The sequence below is a fragment of the Arthrobacter sp. FB24 genome (assembly GCF_000196235.1).
Taxonomy (GTDB): Bacteria; Actinomycetota; Actinomycetes; order Actinomycetales; family Micrococcaceae; genus Arthrobacter.
The window spans coordinates 2,896,723-2,919,455 of sequence record NC_008541.1; the positions used below are offsets into that span (position 1 = coordinate 2,896,723).

The following is a 22,733-nucleotide window of genomic DNA, read 5'->3' on the forward strand; positions in this document are numbered from 1 at the left end:
GCGCCTTCAACCGTTTCCGGGACCGCTAGACCCTGTTCCGCAGGCCTTGTTCGGCCAACGCCTCGACGATGGACGGCAGCAGCGCCCTGAACGCCTGGCCCCGATGGCTGATGGCGTTCTTTTCCTCCGGGCTCAACTCGGCGCAGCTGCGGTCAAGGCCACTCGGCTGGAGCACGGGGTCGTAGCCGAATCCGCCCTCGCCACGCGGCTCGCGCAGCAGCGATCCTTCGAGCTGGCCATACTCCACCACCTCGCGCCCGCCGTCCGCTGCCGGGCCGGGCACGGCGAGCGCCGCGGCACAGACGAAAGCGGCGCCGCGGTACTCGTCCGGAACATCGGCAAGTTGCGCCAGCAGAAGCTGCAGGTTGGCGTAGTCGTCGCCATGCCGGCCGCTCCACCGTGCCGAAAAGATTCCCGGTGCCCCGCCAAGGACATCCACCGAGAGGCCCGAATCGTCGGCAATGGCCACCAGGCCGGTAGCCTCCGCCACTGCCCGGGCCTTCAGCAGCGAGTTCTCGGCAAACGTCACGCCGGTTTCGGCGACATCCGGCGCGCCGACGGCACCGGCGTCCACCACCTGGGTGTCGACGTCGAGCCCTGGCACCTGTCCGCGCAGCAGCTCCCGCAGTTCCCTGAGCTTGCCCTTGTTGTGCGTTGCCAGGACCAGCACCGGAGCCGCAGCGGCGGGGGCGGGCAGGCCGTCATGGCGGATCCCGTCGGGCTGGGTCACGGGGCTTCCGCCAGGGTCTCGCGCTGGATGGCGGCGAGCTGCTCGGTGCCCAGCAGGGCCAGGTCCAGCAGCTGGTTCAGCTCGTCGCGGTCGAAGGGTGCGCCCTCCGCGGTGCCCTGCACCTCCACGAACTTGCCTGAACCGGTGACCACCACGTTCATGTCGGTCTCGGCGCGAACATCCTCGACGTAGGGCAGGTCCAGCATGGGGACGCCGTCGATGATGCCGACCGACACGGCGGCGATCGTGTCGATGAGCGGCTGGGCGTTCTTGGAGATAATCTTGTTTTCCCGTGCGAAGCGGATGGCTTCCGCGAGCGCCACATAGGCTCCGGTGATGGCGGCGGTGCGCGTGCCGCCGTCGGCCTGCAGGACATCGCAGTCCAGCACGATCGTGTTTTCGCCAAGCGCCTTGGTGTCGATGATGGAACGGAGCGAACGGCCGATCAGCCGGGAAATCTCGTGGGTGCGGCCGCCGATCTTGCCCTTCACGGACTCACGGGCGGATCGGGTGTTGGTGGCGCGGGGCAGCATGGCATACTCGGCGGTGACCCAGCCACGGCCCTCCCCCTTGAGCCAGCGCGGCACGCCTTCGGTGAGGGAAGCCGTGCACAGCACCCGGGTATTACCGAATTCGATCAGGGCCGAACCTTCGGCCTGCTTGGACCAGCCGCGGGTGATGCTGATCGGGCGGAGCTGATCAGGGGTACGGCCGTCGGCACGAATGACGGGGGTGGCAATTGCTTCAGAAGTCATGCCTTTAGCTTATCGACCCGCCCCGGCCTGCCCGGACCACAACTGCCCCGTGCGGCCCGCGCCTCAGATGGTGTAGTGCACGCCCGCGACGGCCACAGCAACGTGCTGGCCGAAAACCTTCTTGGCTTCCGCCATTACGGTTGTCTGCGAAGTCCACACCGGAATGTGGGTCAGCAGCAACCGGCGGGCACCGGCGGCCACAGCGGCCTCGCCAGCGCGTTTGCCGGTCAGGTGGACGTCCTTGATGTCGTCGTCGCGGCCTTCCTCGAAGGCTGCCTCGCACAGGAACAGGTCGGCGTCCTTGGCGGCGTCCTCCAGCCCGGAACACGAGTCGGTGTCACCCGAGTACGTGAGGACACGGGTGACGGGCATGCCGTCCCCGGACGGTTCGGTGACTTCGACGCGAAGGGCATAGGCCTCCTCCACGGGGTGGTTCACCGCGAAGGGCGTCACGGTGTACGGCCCGACAGACACCGACTGCCGTTCCGTCCAGTTGGTGAAGTCGAATTCCTCATGCATGCCCGGGTCCAGTTCCAGCCCGTACGCCGTGGCCATCCGGTCGGCCGTGGCGGCAGGTCCCCAAACCGGGATCCGGTCACGGCCCCAGCCGCCCGGCTTCCAGCGCACGGCCACGTGCAGCCCGCACAGGTCCATGCAATGGTCCGGATGGAGGTGGGTGAGGAAGATCGCGTCGATGTCCTCCAAGTCCGTGTACCGCTGGATGGCGCCCAGTGCCCCGCTGCCAAGGTCCATGACGATCTTCCAGGTCCGCTCGCCGTCGTGGGCAGTCAACAGGTAGCACGACGCCGGAGAGCCCGGTCCGGGGAAGGACCCGGTGCAGCCAACAATGGTCAATTTCACCGGCGGGACCCCCCGGCCGCGGATCCGCCGACGAAGTTGGAAATCCGTGGCCGGGAAGCGCCGGCCTGCGCGGCCGCGATCATTTCGGGCGTAATTTTCGCCAGGCTGCCGGTGGGGTACTGCGCGGCGACGTGGTCCACATGCCGGACGCTGAGCACCTCGGGCCCTAGGAAACGCCTGGCCAGGGTTTCGAACTGGCCTGCTTCACCAGTGGCAATGAAGTGGTGCTCGGGCGGTGCTTCAAGGGTCCGCTGCAGGTCGTGCGAGACAAGCGCCCGGTACACGTCTTTGGCGGTTTCCTCGGCGCTGGACACGAGGGTGACGTCCTCCCCCATGACGTAGGAGATCACTCCGGTGAGCAGGGGGTAGTGCGTGCAGCCAAGCACAACCGTGTCCACGCCGGCGGTGCGAAGCGGCTCCAGGTACTCCCGGGCCACGGCCAGCAGTTCCGGGCCCGTGGTGATGCCGGCCTCCACGTAGCTGACGAATGCCGGGCATGCCACGGAGGTGATGTGCAGGTCGGGCGCGGCGGCGAAGGTGTCCTCGTAGGCGCGGGAGCCTATGGTGGCGGAGGTACCGATGACGCCCACCCGGCCGCTCCGGGTGGCGGCCACTGCCCGCCGCACGGCAGGCTGGATGACTTCGATGACGGGGATCCCGTAGCGGGCCGTGTACCGTTCACGGGCGTCCCGCAGCACGGCGGCGGAGGCCGAGTTGCAGGCGATGGTCAGCAGCTTGACACCGGAGTCCACCAGCTCATCCATGACGCCGAGGGCGTTGGCACGGACCTCGGCGATGGGCAGCGGGCCGTAGGGGCCGTTGGCCGTGTCCCCCACGTAAAGGATCGATTCATTGGGCAGCTGGTCGATGATGGACCGCGCCACGGTCAGTCCTCCGACGCCGGAGTCGAAGATGCCGATGGGCCGCGAGCCCATGGGGCTGTCGTCCGGGCTGCTCGCTGGGGATTCCGCCACAGCTGGCGCTGCCGGATCCATGCTCGATGCTGAAGTCATGATTATTCGAGGATAGGGCTTCCCTGATGGTGCGGCCATTACATTGTGTCGCCCGACTCATGTCGGATGGGTCACACTTGGTCGGCCGCCCGCACGGGAACGCGGGCCGGTTCGGTCAGCCGCGCGACTCCATGGACTGCAGCATGGCCTGCACCAGCGATTCCTGCAGCCACGTGGTGAAGTTGTAAACCAGCGCGAGGTAGCTTTCAACATCCTCGGCCTGGGACCAGTCCTGCATGGTATGGACATGTTCGGCGTCGGCGTCATCCCGGATGTCGAGTCTTTCGGCCAGGACAAGCCGGACGTCGTTGAGCGCCTGCGACCAGTGCCTGGCATCGGCCTGCGAAAGAACCAGTTCGTTGGTGTCCAGCCCCAGGGCGGCTGCCCGCAGGGCGCCGATTTTGTTTTCCCGCAGGGAGCGTTCCGTGAGCTGGCGGAACTCCAGTGAGGCGGCGTCGTCGTCCTTCGTCACATTGGGCAGCAGCCGCCGCAGTGCGCGGTCCGACGGTTCCCGGACATTCATGTCCAGCCCGATCAGGGCGGTGAGCGGATCTTCGCTGGCACTTTCGGCCGGCTGAAGCATGGAAATGACGTCGTCGATCAGGCTGCGCAGCAGTTCCCGTTCCGCCGGCTCCAGGTACCCGGTAATGCCTTTGATCCCGTATTTGAATGCCTTAGCCACGTTTGCCTTTGCCCTTGCCGGATCCGCCGTCTTTTCCGCCGCCGGCGGCTTTTTCCACCGTCGCCCACAACCCGAAGCCATGCATGGCGACGGCGTGCTGTTCCACCTGCTCCTTGCTGCCGTGCGCCACGATGGAACGTCCCTTCTTGTGGACCTCCATCATGAGCTTGTTGGCTTTGGGCTCTGAATAGCCGAAGTAACTCTGGAAGACGTAGCTCACATAGCTCATCAGGTTGACGGGATCGTTCCAGATCACCAGGTTCCAGGGAATGTCCGGGGCCGTCAGGGCGTCGGTGGACGTCACAGTTCCGGTCTGGGTGCTCTCCCGGGTGTCAGGGCCGAGCGCAACGCTTAGGGTCATCTGTCCATTCTAGGGCGATGCGCACTAGAGTGAATTCGTGAGTACCTCTGCTGGCTGGGACCATCCCCGCACGTCCTTGTACACCGACCATTACGAGCTGACCATGCTCCAGGCCGCGCTGCACTCCGGTGCCGCACACCGGAAGTCGGTGTTTGAGGCGTTCGCCCGCAGGCTCCCGGACGGCCGCCGCTACGGGATCGTGGCCGGAACAGGCCGGCTGCTGGAGGGCATCGCGGACTTCCGGTTCGGCGGCCCCGAGCTGGATTTCCTCCGCAGTTCCGGAGTGGTCAACGCCGAAACCCTGGACTACCTGGCCGGGTTCCGTTTCACCGGGGACATCTGGGGCTATGCCGAGGGCGAAGCGTATTTCCCCAACTCCCCCATCCTGATTGTGGAGTCGACGTTCGCGGAGGCCTGCATCCTGGAAACCTACATTCTCTCGGTGCTCAACCACGACAGCGCCATCGCCTCCGCGGCGTCCCGGATGATCACCGCCGCAGGCAACCGGCCCTGCATCGAAATGGGGTCCCGGAGGACCCAGGAGGAGTCTGCGGCCGCGGCAGCACGTGCCGCCGTCATCGCCGGCTTCGACAGCACTTCCAACCTCGAAGCCGGCCGGCGCTACGGCATCAAGACGGTGGGCACCGCCGCCCATTCCTTCACTCTTCTGCACGACACCGAACGGGAAGCCTTTGAGGCGCAGATCGCCTCCCTGGGCAGCGGAACCTCGCTGCTGGTGGACACGTACGACGTCGAAGCGGCCGTCCGTACGGCCGTTGACCTGGCGGGTCCCCAACTGGGGGCCGTCCGGCTGGACTCCGGGGACCTCGTGGCGCAGGCCCAGTGGGTACGTCAATTGCTGGACGAACTGGGCAACGAGAACACCAAGATCGTGGTCACCTCCGACCTGGATGAATACGCCATTGCGGCGCTGCAGTCGGCGCCCGTTGATTCCTATGGTGTGGGCACCTCGCTGGTCACCGGCTCCGGCGCCCCCACCGCGAGCATGGTGTACAAGCTCGTCAGCCGCACGGACGACTCCGGGGAATTCGTGTCCGTGGCCAAAGCGGCCAAGAACAAGACGAGCAAGGGCGGCCGGAAGTACGCGCTGCGGAGACTGAATGAACGGGGCGTCGCCACCCACGAGATCCTAGGGGTGGGCTACCGTCCCGAGGACGACGGCAACGACCGCCAGTTGCTGCAGCAGTTCATCAAGAACGGCGAGCTCCTCCCCGGCTGGACCGGAACCGAGGGCGTCTTCCGCGCCCGCCAGCGCCACATGGACTCGATGGCGGAACTGCCGCCCGTCGTCAACCGCCTGCAGCGCGGCGAGGCGGCCATTCCCACCGTTTATGAGGAGAACTGATGTCACGCGCCCTGATCATTGTTGATGTGCAGAACGATTTCTGCGAGGGCGGATCCCTGGCCGTCAAGGGCGGGGCCGACGTCGCGGGCGCCATCAGCGAGTACGTGGACGCCTGCCACGGTCAGTTCGACCACATCGTGGCTACGCAGGACTGGCACATCGAGCCCGGCGCCCACTTCTCCGAAGCCCCCGACTTCATCGACAGCTGGCCTCCGCACTGCGTTGCCGGCACGCCCGGCGCGGAGCTGCATCCGGACCTGGACACCGAGTACATCCAGGCCTATTTCCGGAAGGGCCAGTTCACTGCCGCCTACTCCGGCTTCGAAGGCATCCTGGCTCCGGAGGACGAGGTGCCTACGGGCGAGAGAAAACCCGGTGCCCTTCCTTTGCCGGACGACGCTGAGGAGCTCACCGCGGCTTCATTCGCCGACGAGGACGCCATCGGCCTGGACGACTGGCTGCAGAGCCACGACGTGGAGGACGTCGTCATCGTGGGCATCGCCACCGATTACTGCGTCATGGCAACGGCCCTGGATGCCGTCCAGGCCGGCTATTCGGTTACGGTGGTCCGGAACCTGACGGCCGGGATCGCTGCCGACCTTGACGACGCCTTCGCCGAGATGGAACTCGGCGGCGTGGACCTCGCCTGATCCGGCGCTCCTTCGACAGCCCGCCCCGGCCGCGCCCTACCTTGCCGCGCCCTACTTGCGGCCGATGAACCAGTCCTGAAGCTTCCGCAGCCTGGCCTGCAGCTGTTCCTCATTCGCCTGCGCCACCGGCGGGCCGCCGCACACGGTGCGGAGCTTCGTGTGCACCACGCCGTGCGGAGTCCCGGTCCGGGCGGACCAGGCAGCCACGTTCTTGGCAAGTTCGTTGCGCAGGTCCATCAGCATCCGGTGGTCCGGCACGGTGGGAGCCGGTGCGCTCTCGGGAGCCCTCAGCTTCTTGCGGCTCTGCTGTTCGTGCTGGCGCTGGCGCAGCAGCGTTCCCACCTGCTCGGCGTCCAGCAGGCCCGGAATGCCCAGAAAGTCCAGTTCGTCGTCGGATCCGATGTCGCCGCCGGTGCCGAACTCGCCGCCGTCGAACAGCACGCGGTCGAATGATGCCTGCGAGTCCAAGGCCTCGAACTTGCCCTTGGTGAGGCTGTCGGAGGCCTTGTCCTCCCGGTTGGCCTCGTCCATGAGCGAGTCTTCGGGGTTGAACAGGCCGTCAGCGTCCTCTTTCTCCGGCCGGTCCAGGGCGTGGTCCCGTTCGGCTTCCATCGAGTTCGCCAGCGCGGTCAGCTGGGGCACTGACGGGAGGAACACGGAGGCGGTTTCGCCGCGCTTGCGGGCGCGCACAAAACGGCCCACGGCCTGGGCGAAGAACAATGGCGTGGACGTGGAGGTGGCGTAAACGCCCACCGAAAGCCGGGGCACGTCAACGCCTTCGGACACCATGCGGACGGCCACCATCCAGCGTTTCTCGCTGGCGGTGAATTCCTCGATCTTGCTGGAGGCCTTGGCGTCATCAGAAAGGATCACGGTGGGAGATTCACCGGTGATCTTCTTCAACTGGCCGGCGTAGGCGCGGGCAGCGTCGTGGTCTGTGGCGATCACGAGGCCGCCGGCGTCAGGCACGGTGCGGCGGACCTCGCTCAGGCGCTTGTCCGCCCCGGCCAGGACAGCCGGGATCCACTCGCCGGCCGGGTTGAGGGCCGTCCGCCAGGCGTGGGCAATGATGTCCTTGGTGACTGCCGATTCACCCAGCGAAGCCGCCATCTCCTCACCGCCGCTGGTGCGCCAGCGCATTTGTCCCGAGTACGCCATGAACATCACCGGACGGACCACATGGTCGCGGAGGGCGTTGCCGTAGCCGTACGTGTAGTCCGCCTTGGAGCGGCGGATGCCGTCCCGGTCCTCGGCGTACTCCACAAACGGAATGGGCGATGTGTCGGAGCGGAAGGGCGTTCCCGTCAGCGATAGCCGGCGTGCGGCGGGGTCGAAGGCCTCACGGAGGCCGTCACCCCAGGACAGCGCTTCGCCGCCGTGGTGGATCTCGTCGAGGATCACCAGGGTCCGGGCCGCTTCCGTCTTGGCGCGGTGCAGCATGGGCTTGCTGGCCACCTGGGCATAGGTCACGGCCACGCCGATGAAGCCACGGCCGTGCTGTCCGTCCGAGTTCTTGAAGTTGGGGTCGATCGCGATGCCGACCCGTGCCGCCGCATCAGCCCACTGGCGTTTGAGGTGGTCCGTGGGCGCCACGATGGTCACACGGTTCACGGTGCCGGCCTCGATCAGCATCGACGCCACGCGCAGGGCGAAGGTGGTCTTGCCTGCCCCGGGGGTTGCCACCGCCAGGAAGTCCTTGGGGCCGGTTGCGAAATAGCGGTCGAGCGCTTCCTGCTGCCATGCACGGAGCTTCGGCGCGGTTCCCCACGCTGCCCGTTCCGGGTAGGCCGGTGGCAGCGTTGGCCCGCCAAAGAGTGTCTCCGTCACGCAGAGCCCTCAATTCCCCGCATTGCGGCAGCCGTGAGCGAAAGACACATAAACATAAACACCAATCTGTTCCGGAGGAGCCGCACTGGTCCGGTCATCAAAATCTTAGTAGGCACGGGGACACGCGCAGCAGAGATCAGCGCCCCGTGGTTGTATTGCCCCGCCACCGCAGGACGGGCCGGTCACCCGAATCAGCCGGGTGACCGGTAACCGGCACTACTTGCCGGAATCGCCGTCGGAGCCCTTGCCGCCGTCCGAACCGGGACGCAGGCCTTCATAGACCTCTTTGCACTGCGGGCAGACCGGGAACTTCTGGGGATCGCGGCCCGGGGTCCACACTTTTCCGCACAGTGCGATGACCGGATCGCCCGTCATGGCGGATTCCATGATCTTTTCTTTGCGCACGTAGTGGGAGAACCGTTCCCGGTCGCCGGGTTCCACTTCCTGGCGCAGTTCCTCGCGCTCGATAGTGGCTGTGGACGTTCCTGCTCCGGAAAGCTCACGCATCGGGTCGTTTTCGAGGGGGTCCGTCATGCTAGTCATGGCATCCATCTTAGCCGTTGCGCCGGACAAAAAACCGGACCTCCGGGCTACAGGCCCTGCCAGGCTGGCTTGCTGTCATAGGTGTGGCGGTAGTAGTCCGCCAGCCGCAGGGATGACGCGGCGGCCTCGTCCACCAGGACGGTGACGTGCGGGTGCATCTGCAGGACGGACGCGGCACAGATGGCGGCCACCGGACCTTCCACGAAGTCCCGGACCGCCTGCGCCTTCTGCGCACCGGTGGCAATCAGGATGACATGGCGGGCGTCCATGATGGTGCCCAGCCCCTGGGTGAGCACATGGTGGGGAACATCATGGATGTTTGTGAAGAACCGGGCGTTGTCCCGGCGTGTCTGTTCGATGAGGCTCTTGATCCGCGTCCTGGACGCCAGCGAGGAGCCGGGCTCGTTGAATCCGATGTGGCCGTCGGTGCCTATCCCCAGCAGCTGGAGGTCCACCCCTCCGGCGGCCTTGATGGCGTCTTCGTAGGCCTGGCAGGCCGCCGGAATATCCGCCGCGGAGCCGTCGGGGTGATGCACGTTCCCGGGAGCAATGTTCACCCGGTCCGTGAACTCCCGGCGGATGACCTCGCGGTAGGACTGCGGGTGCCCCGGTTCAAGCCCCACGTATTCGTCCAGCGCAAACGCCTGGACGCGGCTGAAGTCAAGGCCGGCCTGCCCGTGCCGGCGGGCGAGTTCGTCGTAGACCGGCAGCGGTGAGGACCCGGTTGCCAGACCGAGCACCGCGTCCGGTTTCCGGCGCAGCAACGCCTCGATGGCATCCGCGGCGAGCGCCCCGATCTGTTTGCTCCCCGGAAGAATAACCACTTCCATGGCCTACCGCCTTTCGCATCCTGTAGTACCCATCATGCCCCTAACGGTTGACTGAGAGCTGAGCCAGGAGTTCAGGGCCGCGGGCGTCGAGCCATTTCCCGCCGAGTCGGACCCCTGCGGCGAAGAGGAGCAACCCCAGGGCCGGGCCCAGCACCAGGTTGATCCATCCTGGCACCATGCTGCCCGTGACGGACTGCGCGACCACCAGGGCAGCTTCCGGCAGCACCAGCACCAGCAATATGCCCATCCCGCCGAACTGCACCGCCATGGTCTGGGCGACGTTTCCCGGTGGCTTCTTGAACGGACTGTCGCCCGGAAGCGGGACCGCCACCGTATACCGTGCCGAGATGACCGATGCCAGGCCAAGGCCGGTGAACAGGACACCCAGGGAGAGTCCGAGCCGCGCCGGCAGCCATTCCCAGTCGCCGGTAAAGAAGAACGGGCCGACGCTGAAGACCAGCACGATGGGAAATGCGAACGCCAGGCAGGCGAGGGCGCGCCCGAGCCTGTCATGGACGCCGCGGACCCCGCTGGACAAATGCAGGGCGAACGCCGTGTTGTCATAGGACACATCCGCGGAAATCGACCACGCCAGCAGGAACGCTGCCAACGGACCGATGATCGCCAGGACCCCGTAGTTCCCGGTCTGGCTCGCCTGGAAGAACATGAGGACGGGCAGCAGCGGAATGACCACCAGGGATCCCGAGTACCGGGGGTCCCGGATCCAGTACGTGAGGGCCCGGGCCGTTATGGCGCCGGTGGGCGTGGCCGGCAGCACCCCGAAGAGGCCCATCCGGCCGGCGCGCTTCCTGCCGCTGGCAGCGTAGGGCGGTGTGACCAGGGCACGCTGCAGGAGCATCTTCCAGCACCAGGCCAGGCCTGCCAATGTTGCCAGGGCGATCAGGAGCTTCAGCACGGCAGGTCCGTACTGGCCTGCCGCGGTGTCTCCGCCCAGCGACCACGCGGCACCGGCCGGTGTCCAGGCCAGGATCCGTGCGAGGCCGGACAGGAAACCGGCGGAGCCGGCGGCTCCCTGGGCCAGGAATGCCACGATCGGCCCCATCAACATCAGCGGCACCATAAAGGCGAGCGCACTGACGTCCTTGAACCGCCGGGAGGATGCCAGGCCGGCAGTCGCCGTCGTCACCACTTTGGAAAGGACAATGCATGTCAGCACGCCCAGGACGGCTCCCGCTAAGGCGGCCACAGCCGGGGGCCATCCCCTGCTCCAGGTGCCCACCGTGGCCAGCGCTACGAGTGCGGTTGCGATGCCGGGGATCCCGATCAGTCCGCCGAGGGCCAGGCCGGTGAGCAACTGGGGCATGGGGACTGCCGCGGTGGTGAAGCGCGCCGGGTCCAGGGTCATGTCAGCTGAAGAGGCAATGACGGGAACCAGTGCCCAGCCCAGGAACGCTGCGACACCGCCCAGTACCACCACGGTCTGGGCGAGCTCCAGGCTTGCGGTCCGGAGCAGCACAAGCGCCACCCCAAAGAAGCCGGCAATGCCGACGGCGTACAGTCCCCCGATGATCAGCCCCAGCAGCTGCCAGGGGCTGCGCCGGAGGCTGTTGCGCAGGAGCGTCACTTTGAGCCTTAGAAGGTGCGCAACCATTCCAGGCCCTCCGTTTGGCTGCGGCCGCCCACCAGCTGGACAAACCGGTCCTCCAGCGAAGCTCCGGCCCGGACTTCCTCCACCGTGCCGGCCGCCAGCAGCCGGCCTCCGGCAACCACGGCAACGTGGTCGCACATCCGCTGCACCAGGTCCATGACGTGGCTGGAGACGATCACCGTCCCGCCGGATTCAACATAGCGGTCCAGGATGTCCCGGATATTCGCCGCGGAAACCGGGTCAACCGACTCAAAGGGTTCATCCAGCACCAGCAATCTGGGGGCGTGGATGAGGGCGGAAGCCAGGGCGATCTTCTTGGTCATGCCGGCGGAATAATCCACCACGAGGGTTCCGGCGTCGGCGCTGAGATCAAGTGCGGCGAGGAGTTCCGCCACCCGGGCGGACACCACGTCCTTGTTCATCCCCCGCAGCAGGCCCGCATAGCTCACCAGCTGTTCGCCCGTCAGCCGGTCGAACAGCCGGACGCCGTCGGTGAGGATGCCCATAAGCTTCTTGGCGTCAAGGGGCCGGGCCCAGACGTCCACGCCGTGCACCAGCGCCGTGCCGAAGTCCGGCCGGAGCAGCCCCGTAGCCATGGAAAGCGTGGTGGTCTTCCCTGCGCCGTTGGGACCCACAATCCCGTAGAAGGACCCTGCCGGCACATCCAGGCTGATCCCGTCCACCGCGATCTTCCCGCCGAAGCGTTTTGCCAGGCCGCGGATCGACAGGGCGGGAACAGGGTGCTGCTGGGGGCTGGCCGGCGGACGTATCCCGGGTTGCGGTTCAGTCATGGTGCCAGCGTAGCCTCCCGGGCGCCTCGGGAGGATCGTCCGAAAGGGCTACTTCCTAGAACGAGTGGCGCGGAACGGCGCGTTCATATTGCGGGACCCACGGCAGCTCGTGGCCGAGCTCGAAGGCGGCGCGCAGCCACCAGTGCGGGTCGCGGAGGGCAGCGCGGGCAATGAAGACCCCGTCCGCCTGTCCGGTGGCCACAGCGTGTTCCGCCTGCCCGGCCGACGTGAGCAGTCCCACGGTGCCGGTGCGGACGCCTGCCTCGCGACGGATCCGGGCCGCGAACCCGGTCTGGTAACCCGGGCCGGCCGGAATCTGCTGGTGCGCCACGGCACCTCCGCTGGAGACGTCCACCAGGTCCACACCGCGTTCTGCGGCGGCACTGGCCAGCCGGACCGAGGCGGCGGCGTCGATACCGCCGTCGGCCCAGTCCGAGGCGGAGATGCGCAGCAGCAGCGGCATCGAATCAGGGATGACATTCCGTACTGCATCCACCACGGCCAGGGTAAGCCGGTTGCGCCCGGGCTCGTCGCCGCCCCAGGCATCTGTCCTGTCGTTGATCAGCGGGCTCTGGAACTGGTGCAGCAGGTAACCGTGGGCGCCGTGGATTTCAATTGTGTCGAAACCTGCGTCGACCGCCCGGACGGCAGCCGCTGCAAAATCCGCAATGACGCCGTCAATCTCCGCCGCTGTCAAGGCTGCAGGTGGCGCATAGCCGTCGAACGCCCCGGTGCCGGGCCCCACTGTCTCCCAGCCGCCGTCGGACGCCGGCACTGAGCCGTGCTTCCCCGAGAAGGGCCAGTAGGTCGAGGCCTTGCGGCCCGCGTGCGCCAGCTGCGTGCCGATTTTTGCGTCAGCAGCGCCGTAGCGGTGCACAAACGCCGTGATCCGCTCCCACGCCGCGGCCTGTTCGTCGTTGTAAAGGCCTGCGTCACGCGGGCTGATCCGGCCTGCCGCATTCACTGCGGCCGCCTCGGTGAGGATCAGGGCCGCTCCCCCGGCGGCGAAGGACCCCAGATGCATGAGGTGCCAGTCATGCGGGACGCCTTCACCGGTGTCCGGGCCGCAGCTGTACTGGCACATGGGCGAAACCCAGCCGCGGTGGCGCAGCTTCAGCGAGCGCAGCTCCAGCGGTGAAAACAGGGCCGAGTGCATTAAAACAGCACCCGCGCCAGTCCCTGCCGCGCCTTGGCAACGCGTTCGTCAGACGGACCCACCACCTCGAAGAGCTCGAGCAGCCGTACGCGGGCGGTCTCACGCTCCGGGCCGAAGTTCCGGCCGATGAAACCGACGATCCGGCCCAGGGCGTCATCGATGTGCCCGCCGGCGATGTCCAGGTCCGCCACGCCCAGCTGCGCATCAAGGTTGTCCGGCTCTTCGGCCGCGAGTTTGCGGAGCGCTTCGCCGTCCGGACCGGTCAGGGACTGCAGCCGCGCCATCAGCTCCACCTGGGCGACTCCTGCCTTGGCTTCGGCATCCGCCGGCATCTCCAGCAGGGCCTGGCGGTAGGACGCGGCAGCGGCAGCGTAGTCTCCCGCCTCGATGGCGTCGAAGGCTGCCTGGTGCAGTGGCGGCAGCGGGGCCGGTTCGGCCTCGGCAGTTGCGGTGCCTGCACCGCCCAGGCTGCCGGTGACGCCGTTGGCGGCTGCAACCTTAAGCAGTTCATCCAGCAGGCTGCGCACCTGCTGTTCGTCGGCTCCGCCCTGGAACAAGGGAACGGGCTGTCCCTTCACCACCGCCACGGCGGTGGGGACAGCCTGGACCTGGAATGCCTGGGCAAGCTGGGGGAAGGCGTCGATGTCCGCGGCACCAAGGACCAGCCGGCCGCCATAGCTGTTGATGATGCCTTCAAGGACGTTGATCAGGTCGCCCGAGGCGGGTGAATAGCTTGCCCAGAGGCCGAAGACCACAGGCACCTGCGCGGACAGCTCAACGAGCTGCTGGAAGTTTCCCTCGGTGACATCCACGCGGAGCGGCTGGCCGCCGGTGTCCGGCGCCGTCCCCTGGGCAGAGGCCGGCTGGCCGGGGCCAGGCTGCCCGCCGGCGGGCGACTGCCCGGCCGGTGGCGCGGTGCGCTGTTTCAGGCTGGAAAGGTCGACGGCGCCGCGCAGGTTGAGCTGGCTGGCAGCGGCTGAAGGGACTGGACGGGAGGCTGGCGAACTCATAGCCTCCACTCTAGCCACTCCGGCCGCTGCCGGTCATACCCGCGTCGGAGGCTACTTGAAGCTGGCTCCCACAAGTCCGCGGGTGGCGGCCACGAGCTTCATCGGGTCCTTGGATCCGGCCGGCGGGATGTAGACGGCCGCTGACTCGGCGAAGTTGAGCACCATGCCGGAGCTCGTTTCCTTGCCGCCGGCCAGCACGGCTGCGTCGTCACCGATCGCCAGCTTGTCGCCCTCAGCCTTGGGTGTGCCGTCGAACGCGAAGTTCAACCGGCCCAGGACCAGGGCGCCGCCGTCCGCGGTGCGGAATACCACGGTGTCCTCGGGGACCACCTTGTGCGTGAAGCTGAAGTTGCCGTTGACACCGGTCTTGGCCACATCGGCCTGGTAGGCCAGGGTGTCGGCGATGTACGGCGAGGACTGGCCCTCCACGAGCTTGTCCTTGAACGTCGAATCTGCCTTGGTCAGGCGGTCGCCCAGTCCGGCTAGGGCTTCCTGGCCGCTGTAAAGCAGGCCGGACTTGTCGTCAGCGGCAAGGGTTTCCGTTCCGGTGCGTCCGATGGCGGGGAACGTGGTGCCCGGCTGCAGCGGGGTGGTTTCTACGAGCTTGTAGTTCTCGCGGGGGGATTTCTGCACGAGGGTCAGTAGCTGGGGCACAACGTTGCCCTCGCCCTGGGTGACCGCCAAGACCGAACGGGGCCACGCGCGCTTGCTGGTGACGACGGTGGTCAGCAGCTTAGTGGCGCGGACAGGCATGCGTGCCTCGTATGCGCCCACCTGCGAGCGGATTTTGTAGTTCTGGGTGCGGACCTCAAGCTCGGTGCGGTCCACACGGGGCTTCAGCTTGGCTGCGTCCTTGGCGGCGTCGCCGGCGTCCACGGTACTGGAAACCTGTTCCAGGATGCGGCGGAACTGGGCATCCAGCAGCACCGGTGAGTCGGGGGCGGTGTCCGCGCCGGCTGCCTCGCTTGATGACGGCGACGGAGCGGGGCTCGTGGCTGCCTGGGCAGCTACGCCGGTTCCGGCCACGATGGTGGCGGCAAGGGCGGCCATGGCCACTCCGGCGCGCGTGGGGCTGAAGGTGGCGGTGCCGGGACGCTTGTCGACGGGCGACTCAGCGGGCGAGGGTGCGTCAGGCGCCGGCGTGCCGGCCGGGCGGGCTGCGCGTGCACGGCGGATCAGCTTGTCCTTCAGGGATTCGCCGGCGTCGTCCCCGCCAACTCCGGCGGGCTTGCCGCCCTTGGGCTTGATCACCAGCAGCGCCAGACCGGCCAGCATCAGGAGTCCGCCGAGCACCATCAACGGCACGGCCCACGGAGTTGACGTGTCATTGGGGAACGTCATGGAGATGGACGACGGTGCCGGCTTGGTGCCGTCCGAGGCCAGCAGGAGCGACCACTCGCCGTCTGCGGGGGCGCTCCAGGTGTAGTTCAGTTCACCGCTGGCGTTCTCGGTGGTAACCCAGAGATCGGAGCCGGCGGGCGATGGCGCGGCTGCTTCGCCGTCCGTGTGCGTGAGCTGGAGCGATTTGCTGTCTTCGGAAACGCCGGAGACCGTGTTGTGGGCCGTTTTGCCTACCCAGGCGTCGACGTCGTCGGGACGGCCTGCCGCCAGCATGAAGCTGCCTTCGCCCTTGACATTGATCTTGACCGTACCCCCGTGAAGGGTCCGCAATTTTTGGTCGATAACGGTCAGTGGTGCGGCGGTGCCGTCGGATGGCGCCGAGGCTGTCACGGTCTCGGCCGGAGCCCAGATGGTCTTCTGTCCTACGCCGGCCAGCAGTGTCAGGAGGCCGAGCAGCACTAGTGCAACTGCAGTCTTGAAACGCAAAGGGATACCTATCATCAGCGGGGGTTTACTTTCAATAGTAACCATTTTGTTACCAATGAGTCAGATCGGAGCTTGGTTCCCAGCCTAGGGCAACCGGCCGCGCCAAGGGGAAAACAGGGCGCTGACAGGCCTGCTGATAGTGTTTGCGATGATCATCACACGGTCCCGCAGCAGCGGCGCCACAGACGGTAAAGGGCCCCAAAACGCAGTGACTGAACACACGGATTCGTCCACCCCAGGACACGAAGCCACGCCCGAATCCGGTCCCCGGGAGAATGCCCCGGGCAGTTCGCAGCACGAGCGCAAACCGGTGCTGCCGGGCCTGGCCGCGGCACTGCTGCGCAGGCTGCGGACGCCCCTTCCCGGTGCGCAGCCCCGGCTCCGCTTCGAGATGCCGCCCGACTTCGATGAAGATTCCATTACACCCGAAACCGAGACCAGTACCCGCTTTGGGCATCCCGGTCCGCGGATGTCGTCCCAGCATCCCTTATATATGGGTTTCATGGGCACCGTGGGCGTCGGGCTGGCCTTGCTCGTGTATTGGATTGGGTCGAACACCACACAGCTCCTGCTCTGGATCGTGACCGCGCTGTTCATCGCCCTGGGCCTGGACCCTGTGGTGCGCTGGCTGGAAGGACGCAAGCTCCCGCGGCCCATCGGCATCCTGGTCTCCGTCACGGTCCTCGTCTCCGCTGTTGCCGGATTCTTCGCCACGCTGATCCCCACCATCGTCCAGCAGGTCACCCAGGTCGTACAGGAAGCACCCCGCTGGATCCAGGACTTCATCGATTCGGATTTCTTCCGCAGTGTTGACGACCAGTTCGGCGTGCGGGAACGCATCACGCAGGAGCTGGAAAAGTTTGTCAACAATCCGGATGCCATGGGTGGCATCTTCGGCGGCGTCGTGGGCTTCGGATCGACGGTGGCCAACGGACTCTTCGGAACCCTGATCGTCCTAGTGCTCAGCCTTTACTTCCTCGCGGCCCTTCCCGCCATGAAAAAGTGGGGGTACCGGCTGGCGCCCCGCTCGCGCCGGGCCCGGGTGGAGGCGCTTTCGGAAGAGATCACCGGGTCCGTGGGCAACTACGTTATCGGCCAGGCCTGCGTCGCCCTCCTCAACGCGACGTTTGCGTTCATCGTGATGTCCATCGTCGGCGTTCCGTTTGCCGTGCTGCTGGCGTTCGTCGTGGCCCTGCTGGCTTTCATCCCCCTGGTCGGCGGAATGATTGCGGGCGTGCTGGTCACGCTGATCGCGCTAACCGCAGGCTGGCAGACCGCCCTTGTCTACGCCATTTGCTACTTTGCCTACCTGCAGTTCGAGGCCTACTTCATCTCACCCCGCATCATGCAAAAAGCTGTGGCTGTGCCGGGCGCAGTGGCTGTCATCTCGGTGATCGCCGGAGGCAGCCTCCTCGGCGTCCTCGGCGCCCTCATCGCCATTCCCACCGCTGCCGCGGTCATGCTGCTCGTGAAGGAAATCTTCATCGTCCGCCAGGATAAGCACTAGCCCCGGGGCTTACGGCGTTGCCGAGGCGACGGGCCCGCTCCATTCCTGTGGCAGGCCGTCGGGGCCAGCGCCCCGCACCGTGACCTCGTCCACGATTTCGTTGAGCACCCGGGAGGCGTACTTCTCCCCCACCCACAGGTGCTTGGCGCCGTCGACACCCACAACCTCCGCCTGCGGCACCAGGCTGAAGCGCTCTGCGGCGGCCGCCGGCTGGAGGTAGTCGTCATGTTCGGGGACCAGCACTTTCATGGGCTTGCCGGAGGCGGCCCATTCCTGCAGGTGCGCGTCTGTAGCACGGTGCAGCGGGGGTGAAAGCAGCACGGCGCCTTCCACCAGTGATGCCACGGGATCCGTTGCGCCGTACATGAGGGCCAGCTCCGTTCCGAACGACCAGCCCACCAGCCAGCGGTTGGGCAGATCCCTGGAAGCTGCGAACCGCACGGCCGCCTCGACGTCGAGCCGTTCACCGATGCCTTCCTCGAACCGGCCCTCGCTAGTGCCGCGGGGCGAACTGGTCCCCCTGGTATTGAACCTGAGGACAGCGACGCCGGCGAGTGCCGGCAGCCGGTAGGAGGCCTTGCGATAAACGTGCGAGTCCATGAAGCCGCCATGGGTGGGCAGGGGATGCAGTGTGATCAGCGTGGCACTGATCCCGCCCGATTCGGGGACAGCCAGCTCGCCAACGAGGACGTGACCATCCTCGGTACGTAGTTCGATGTTTTCCCGGCGGGCCGGGAGGACGGTTGAAGCCCGGATGGCGGTTGCTTCGGAGGGCTGGCTGAATACGAACGACGCCGGGTCAAAAGTCATGACTAACAGCTTAGCGATAGCGGTACGTGCGTGACGTCCAGCAGTTCGAGTGCCAGTGCCTGCGCTCCGCAAGCCCCGCGGCCGCGCCGAAGAGGTGGTCCTCCGCCCAGACCACCAGGTGCTCCACGCCGGGAAGGACTGCAGTCGAGCAACCCGGACAGATGTAGGCTTTCTCGGCCCGTTTGGCCGTCATGGTGCGGACCATCCACTCGCCGTCGGGGGCACTTTCCCGCCGCGCGATCCCCGACCGGGCGCGCTCAAGGTCAAGCTCCGGCACGGGACCCGCGGCGTGCTTGCGGCTGGTCTGTCCCAGCTTTCCGGAGGCGGCACGGCGGGGGCGGTTGGAACGGGGCATGCTTCCATTCTGCCCCAGCACACGACCGGCGCTGTCGCTGCGCTGTCGCTGCGCTGTCGCTGCGCGGCGCCCAGAAGGTAGTGTTTACCGGGTGCGTTTAGTCATAGCCCGTTGTTCTGTTGATTATGTCGGCCGCCTCAAGGCCCATCTGCCTCTTGCCACCAGGCTTCTGCTGGTCAAGGCGGACGGGTCCGTGCTGGTGCACTCCGACGGCGGCTCCTACAAGCCGCTGAACTGGATGAGCCCTCCGGCCAGCCTTCGGGTCTCCACTCCCGACGAAGTGGACCTGGAGCTCGGCGTCACTGAACAGTGGACGGTCCAGTCCGCGAAGACCGACGACCGGCTCATCATCAACATCCACGAGCAGCTGCACGATACCTCCCACGAGCTGGGCCAGGATCCGGGCCTCATAAAGGACGGCGTCGAGGCTGACCTGCAGCGGCTGCTGGCTGACCAGATCGAGCGCCTCGGCACCGGATTTTCCCTGATCCGGCGCGAGTACTTCACCGCCATTGGTCCCGTGGACATCCTCGCCAGGGACGCCGACGGCGCCACGGTGGCCATTGAACTCAAAAGGCGCGGCGACATCGACGGCGTCGAACAGCTGACCCGCTACCTTGAGCTCCTCAACAGGGATCCGCTGCTGGCACCGGTCCGCGGCATCTTCGCCGCGCAGCAGATCAAGCCGCAGGCCAAGGTGCTGGCCAACGACCGCGGCATCGACTGCGTCACCCTGGACTACGACGCCATGCGCGGCGTGGACGACAGCGAATCACGCCTCTTCTAATAGGCGGCCGGTCATTCGCCCGGTGCTCTGTCATAACGAAGCGGTTCACAAGGACTTTACGCAAAATTTATCGAATTCCCTCTTTTGCCCGTTGACCTGACGCAACCCACGTGAAATTCTTATATAAGTCTTTGTGTAGGTGTTTTTCATGCTCGCAAGACATGTTGCGAGCGCGAAGCTTCGTCAGCTAGTGTCCGGTACCACCGGGCGGCAAGCCAGGATTCTTCTCGCGGAGTGACCAAGTACGGCACGAAGTGTGCCGCACTTAAGCAAGTTCCATAATGAGGAGAAATAAATGGCACAGGGAACCGTCAAGTGGTTCAACGCTGAAAAGGGCTTCGGCTTCATTACCCCGGACGACTCCGATGGTGATGTCTTTGTTCACTACTCTGAGATCCAGACCGGCGGATTCAAGACCCTCGACGAGAACCAGCGCGTTCAGTTCGAGATCGGTCAGGGCGCCAAGGGCCCCCAGGCTACCGGCGTAACTCTGGTCTAGTCCCTCGTCGGATTGCCGCCTGTCGGCGGCTTCCTGCGAATCAATGATCCCCGGCATTAGTGCCGGGGATCATTTTTTTGGGAATTTTCCATTGGCCGTTCGACGCATTGTTGCTTGTCACAAATGTTTTCGGAATCTGAAATCATGATGCCCGGAAATTTCAACGGGCGTTACGGAATTAGCTGACCATTGTCCTCAGCAGCCGGGCGCTCTGGCGGACCGATAGACCCGGCAGATAGGCGCGGCTCAGGGCCCGGCCAATCGCCGGCAGTTGGAGGGGGTCCTGGTAGTAGAGGTAGAGCGTGCGGTAATCAGGCTTGAACCGGGATTTGAAGGTGGCCAGGGAGCGGAATCCGTACACCGGTTCGAGTGCCCGCCCCACCACATCAAGGATCGCCGTGAGGGCCTCGGGCTCCCGCGCCCTCCCCCGGTCCGGTTCCTGGTCCTTGTCACGGCCGGTGTCCTGGTCCGAATCCCGTGGTGCGTCGGACACTGCCGCTTCCTCCGGCTCCTTAGCCAGGGGCGAGCCGGAGAGGGAAATAACTTCCACCGAATTCCGCAGCTCCAGTACTGCGGAGGCAATCAGGAACTCCATAACTCCGGGGAATCCGTCCTCCCGCCGGCGCATGAAATCGAGCGTCCAGCTGACCACCCGTCCCTCCTCATATACCGGCAGCCAGCTGGTCACGCCATGCACCAGGCCGTCAGGGTCGACTGCGACGCAGCACAGCACGTCGTCGTCCATCAGTTCGTCCATGCCGCCGAGCGTAAATCCCATCTCCGGAACGGATTTCTGCGCAGCCCATTCCTCGGATACCTCGAGGAGCTGGGCGCGCAGCGCGGCGGGGAACCCGCTGTAGCGTCCCCAGACGGCCGTCACGCCGGTCTTTCGGGCACGGTTCAGTGCAGTGCGGACGTTTTGCCATTCCTTGCCTTTGAATTCGAGTTCCCTGACAGCGAGCCGCGTCTCCTGCGCGACGGCCACCCTGCTGAACGCACGGGAGTGCAGCATGGGCCACAGCTCGTCGGTGCAGGAATAGAAACATGGCACCAACGCATGCTCGGCGCAGTACTGCATGAATCCGGCAGCGGCTTCCTCCCGCAGCGCCGGGTCTCCGAAGGGACCGCCCAGCGTGAGGGCAACACTGCCATGCTGCTGGTAGGCCACCCCGGCATCCCCGGCCGGTGTGAACCAGTACTTGTTCGGTTCCCACAGCGCCATCCAGGAAAGTGAGTCGCCGCCGCGGCGCACCAGCCGGCGGGCCACATCCCTCTCCACGACACCAGCGCCGGCGCCGTGGTGCCGCCCCAGCAACACCATCCACACGCCTACGAGTGCCACCGCCCAGAACGCGATGCCGGAATAGGCAAACAGGAAAGCCTCCACAGATTGCCTGTCCTGGAAAATGCGGTTGTAGAGACTGGGGATGGGAACCGGAAGGTATTGGCGAGCCAGCTCGGCCGCGAGCCCGGACAGTCCGCCGTCGCGCTCCATTCCGCCGGCACCCAGCCATGCGATGGTGTAGGTACCGGCAAGTGCAAGCCACGTTGCTGCCAGCACCCGGGTCAGGGTACGCCGTCCCCTTGCCGAAGTTTCCACACGGAACTGGCGCCGGTTGATCCACAGCAGCAGGATGAGGAGCAACGGGACAGCCACGAGCGGGAGCACGTGGACGAATCCTGAGCCCATCACGGCCGTGTGCGGCCGTGACGGGTAGTGGGGTATCCGGGCAAACAGCGTGAGGTACACGGCAGACAAGGCCGTGACGGCCAGCTGGACCCCGATGGTGATCCGCCAGGCAAGCCTGCGGCCACGCCGCAGGCCGTCCGCGCAGATCAGCAGGAGCAGTACCGGCACTACGGCCAGTGCAAGGCCCAGCGGTCCGGCGAACCCCGTCCGCCCGATTTCCAGGCAGCTCACGTCAACAGTGCCGCCGCAGTTCTGCTCAAGCTGGCTCAGGGTGGGCAACGGGTTGAGGACCACGTCCCGCAGCAGCGCCAGCGGCCCGGTGGGACTGCGGACGGCGGCGGTCAGGATGGGGCCGACGGCGAAGATCCCCACGATCAGGGCCAGCAGGTTGCGCGTCTCGCGGCCGGTGGAGCGGTGCCGGTGTAGGGTCCCCTGGTCGCTCTGGATCCACCACCCGGCAGCAAGCCCCGCCAGGGCACCCAGGAAACCGACGACCGTCTCCGGATGCCCCACATAGAGGACGAGCAGCAGCGACGCTGACACGATGCCCGTACGCAGTCGCCGCTGCCACAGGGTGGGCGCTAGGCCGCTGGCCCCCAGCACGGCAGCCAGGACCGCAGCGTAGGGGCCAATGAGCCGGGCATCCACCATCAGGCCAAGCCATCCGTCCCCGGCGAAGCGGGCGAGCTGGGTGACCAGCAGAAACAGTGAGACGGCCGCGAACTGCCCGCCGAAGAAGAACGCCGCGGTCCGCAATGTGCCCAGCCGGCGCTCGGCCAGGCCCAGGAACAGCAGGATCATTGTTGCGGCGGTGAGGTACGCGGCGGGGTTCGTGGCAAAGAAGAGCGATGTAAACATGGACCACCAGCGGCCGTCCTTCAGGGCGGCCGCGTGCACCGAGGCCACGTCAAGAAGTGCCTCCGGAGGCCCGGACAGGAAGCTGTTGGTCGCCGCGCCGGCGCCAAGGAACAGGCCAAGGACGGCCAAGGTAAACGGCACGGCCTTGAAGTGCTCCTGCATGCGGCGCAGGGCCCGAAGCGCAACGTCAGACCACCTGACGCCGCCGTCCGGCAC

22 protein-coding genes are annotated in these 22,733 nt (G+C 66.4%); 5 read left to right on the forward strand and 17 right to left on the reverse strand.

From position 1 onward, the window contains the following. Positions 1–25 precede the first annotated feature (25 nt). The 6 genes from rdgB to clpS all read right to left on the reverse strand — a co-directional run bounded on the left by rdgB (position 26) and on the right by clpS (position 4,402). The gene (gene rdgB, locus ARTH_RS13105; protein WP_011692421.1) at positions 26–730 is read right to left on the reverse strand and encodes an RdgB/HAM1 family non-canonical purine NTP pyrophosphatase; all 705 of its coding nucleotides are present in this window, start codon (positions 728–730) and stop codon (positions 26–28) included. Next, positions 727–1,485, reverse strand: coding sequence for a ribonuclease PH (gene rph / locus ARTH_RS13110; RefSeq protein WP_011692422.1), 759 nt, complete (start codon positions 1,483–1,485; stop codon positions 727–729). Before rph ends, rdgB begins: the two co-directional genes overlap by 4 nt. Before the next feature lie 63 nt (positions 1,486–1,548). Then, positions 1,549–2,346: an MBL fold metallo-hydrolase gene (locus tag ARTH_RS13115; protein ID WP_011692423.1), complete on the reverse strand. Its 798-nt coding sequence runs from the start codon at positions 2,344–2,346 to the stop codon at positions 1,549–1,551. Continuing rightward, entirely contained in the window at positions 2,343–3,398 is a 1,056-nt protein-coding gene (gene murI / locus ARTH_RS13120) for a glutamate racemase (protein ID WP_011692424.1), read from the reverse strand. Before murI ends, ARTH_RS13115 begins: the two co-directional genes overlap by 4 nt. A gap of 76 nt (positions 3,399–3,474) precedes the next feature. Continuing rightward, a complete protein-coding gene (locus ARTH_RS13125) occupies positions 3,475–4,041 on the reverse strand; it encodes a DUF2017 domain-containing protein (protein WP_011692425.1) in 567 nt (188 codons plus the stop codon). Next, positions 4,034–4,402: an ATP-dependent Clp protease adapter ClpS gene (gene clpS / locus ARTH_RS13130; RefSeq protein ID WP_011692426.1), complete on the reverse strand. Its 369-nt coding sequence runs from the start codon at positions 4,400–4,402 to the stop codon at positions 4,034–4,036. Before clpS ends, ARTH_RS13125 begins: the two co-directional genes overlap by 8 nt. A 37-nt stretch (positions 4,403–4,439) precedes the next feature. On the opposite strand from clpS, the gene ARTH_RS13135 reads away from it, so the two are divergent. Continuing rightward, entirely contained in the window at positions 4,440–5,768 is a 1,329-nt protein-coding gene (locus ARTH_RS13135; RefSeq protein ID WP_011692427.1) for a nicotinate phosphoribosyltransferase, read from the forward strand. Further along, positions 5,768–6,418, forward strand: coding sequence for an isochorismatase family protein (locus ARTH_RS13140; RefSeq protein WP_011692428.1), 651 nt, complete (start codon positions 5,768–5,770; stop codon positions 6,416–6,418). Before ARTH_RS13135 ends, ARTH_RS13140 begins: the two co-directional genes overlap by 1 nt. 51 nt (positions 6,419–6,469) lie before the next feature. Here the strand turns inward: ARTH_RS13140 and ARTH_RS13145 are convergent, their stop codons facing one another. The 8 genes from ARTH_RS13145 to ARTH_RS13180 all read right to left on the reverse strand — a co-directional run bounded on the left by ARTH_RS13145 (position 6,470) and on the right by ARTH_RS13180 (position 16,026). Continuing rightward, entirely contained in the window at positions 6,470–8,245 is a 1,776-nt protein-coding gene (locus ARTH_RS13145; RefSeq protein WP_011692429.1) for a DEAD/DEAH box helicase, read from the reverse strand. Between the two features lie 216 nt (positions 8,246–8,461). Then, complete coding sequence (locus ARTH_RS13150; RefSeq protein WP_043429870.1) at positions 8,462–8,797, reverse strand: DUF3039 domain-containing protein; 336 nt, start codon at positions 8,795–8,797, stop codon at positions 8,462–8,464. A gap of 38 nt (positions 8,798–8,835) precedes the next feature. Further along, positions 8,836–9,618: a glucosamine-6-phosphate deaminase gene (gene nagB / locus ARTH_RS13155; RefSeq protein ID WP_011692431.1), complete on the reverse strand. Its 783-nt coding sequence runs from the start codon at positions 9,616–9,618 to the stop codon at positions 8,836–8,838. 40 nt (positions 9,619–9,658) lie between these two features. Continuing rightward, on the reverse strand, positions 9,659–11,230 hold the full coding sequence (locus tag ARTH_RS13160) for a hypothetical protein (protein WP_011692432.1): 1,572 nt from the start codon (positions 11,228–11,230) through the stop codon (positions 9,659–9,661). Beyond that, on the reverse strand, positions 11,212–12,018 hold the full coding sequence (locus ARTH_RS13165; protein WP_011692433.1) for an ABC transporter ATP-binding protein: 807 nt from the start codon (positions 12,016–12,018) through the stop codon (positions 11,212–11,214). The genes ARTH_RS13160 and ARTH_RS13165 overlap by 19 nt, the downstream gene beginning before the upstream one ends. A 55-nt stretch (positions 12,019–12,073) precedes the next feature. Continuing rightward, positions 12,074–13,174 (reverse strand): NADH:flavin oxidoreductase/NADH oxidase, encoded by a 1,101-nt coding sequence (locus ARTH_RS13170; RefSeq protein ID WP_011692434.1) that lies wholly within the window; start codon positions 13,172–13,174, stop codon positions 12,074–12,076. After that, positions 13,174–14,184 carry a tetratricopeptide repeat protein gene (locus ARTH_RS13175; protein ID WP_043429872.1) on the reverse strand — a complete coding sequence of 337 codons (1,011 nt, stop codon included), beginning with the start codon at positions 14,182–14,184 and terminating at the stop codon, positions 13,174–13,176. The genes ARTH_RS13170 and ARTH_RS13175 overlap by 1 nt, the downstream gene beginning before the upstream one ends. A 51-nt stretch (positions 14,185–14,235) precedes the next feature. After that, complete coding sequence (locus ARTH_RS13180; RefSeq protein ID WP_052309695.1) at positions 14,236–16,026, reverse strand: hypothetical protein; 1,791 nt, start codon at positions 16,024–16,026, stop codon at positions 14,236–14,238. Between the two features lie 193 nt (positions 16,027–16,219). On the opposite strand from ARTH_RS13180, the gene ARTH_RS13185 reads away from it, so the two are divergent. Continuing rightward, on the forward strand, positions 16,220–17,518 hold the full coding sequence (locus ARTH_RS13185; protein WP_043430814.1) for an AI-2E family transporter: 1,299 nt from the start codon (positions 16,220–16,222) through the stop codon (positions 17,516–17,518). Between the two features lie 9 nt (positions 17,519–17,527). Here ARTH_RS13185 and ARTH_RS13190 read toward each other — a convergent pair whose 3' ends face one another. Further along, a complete protein-coding gene (locus ARTH_RS13190; RefSeq protein WP_011692438.1) occupies positions 17,528–18,328 on the reverse strand; it encodes an alpha/beta hydrolase in 801 nt (266 codons plus the stop codon). Positions 18,329–18,338: 10 nt separating this feature from the next. After that, positions 18,339–18,683: a hypothetical protein gene (locus ARTH_RS13195; RefSeq protein ID WP_011692439.1), complete on the reverse strand. Its 345-nt coding sequence runs from the start codon at positions 18,681–18,683 to the stop codon at positions 18,339–18,341. Positions 18,684–18,774: 91 nt separating this feature from the next. Between ARTH_RS13195 and nucS the strand changes: the two genes are divergently transcribed. After that, positions 18,775–19,470: an endonuclease NucS gene (nucS, locus tag ARTH_RS13200; RefSeq protein WP_011692440.1), complete on the forward strand. Its 696-nt coding sequence runs from the start codon at positions 18,775–18,777 to the stop codon at positions 19,468–19,470. A 295-nt stretch (positions 19,471–19,765) separates the two neighbouring features. Beyond that, positions 19,766–19,969 carry a cold-shock protein gene (locus ARTH_RS13205; protein WP_011692441.1) on the forward strand — a complete coding sequence of 68 codons (204 nt, stop codon included), beginning with the start codon at positions 19,766–19,768 and terminating at the stop codon, positions 19,967–19,969. Positions 19,970–20,147: 178 nt separating this feature from the next. Here ARTH_RS13205 and ARTH_RS13210 read toward each other — a convergent pair whose 3' ends face one another. Further along, a complete protein-coding gene (locus ARTH_RS13210) occupies positions 20,148–22,679 on the reverse strand; it encodes a bifunctional lysylphosphatidylglycerol flippase/synthetase MprF (protein ID WP_052309791.1) in 2,532 nt (843 codons plus the stop codon). Between the last annotated feature and the right edge of the window lie 54 nt (positions 22,680–22,733).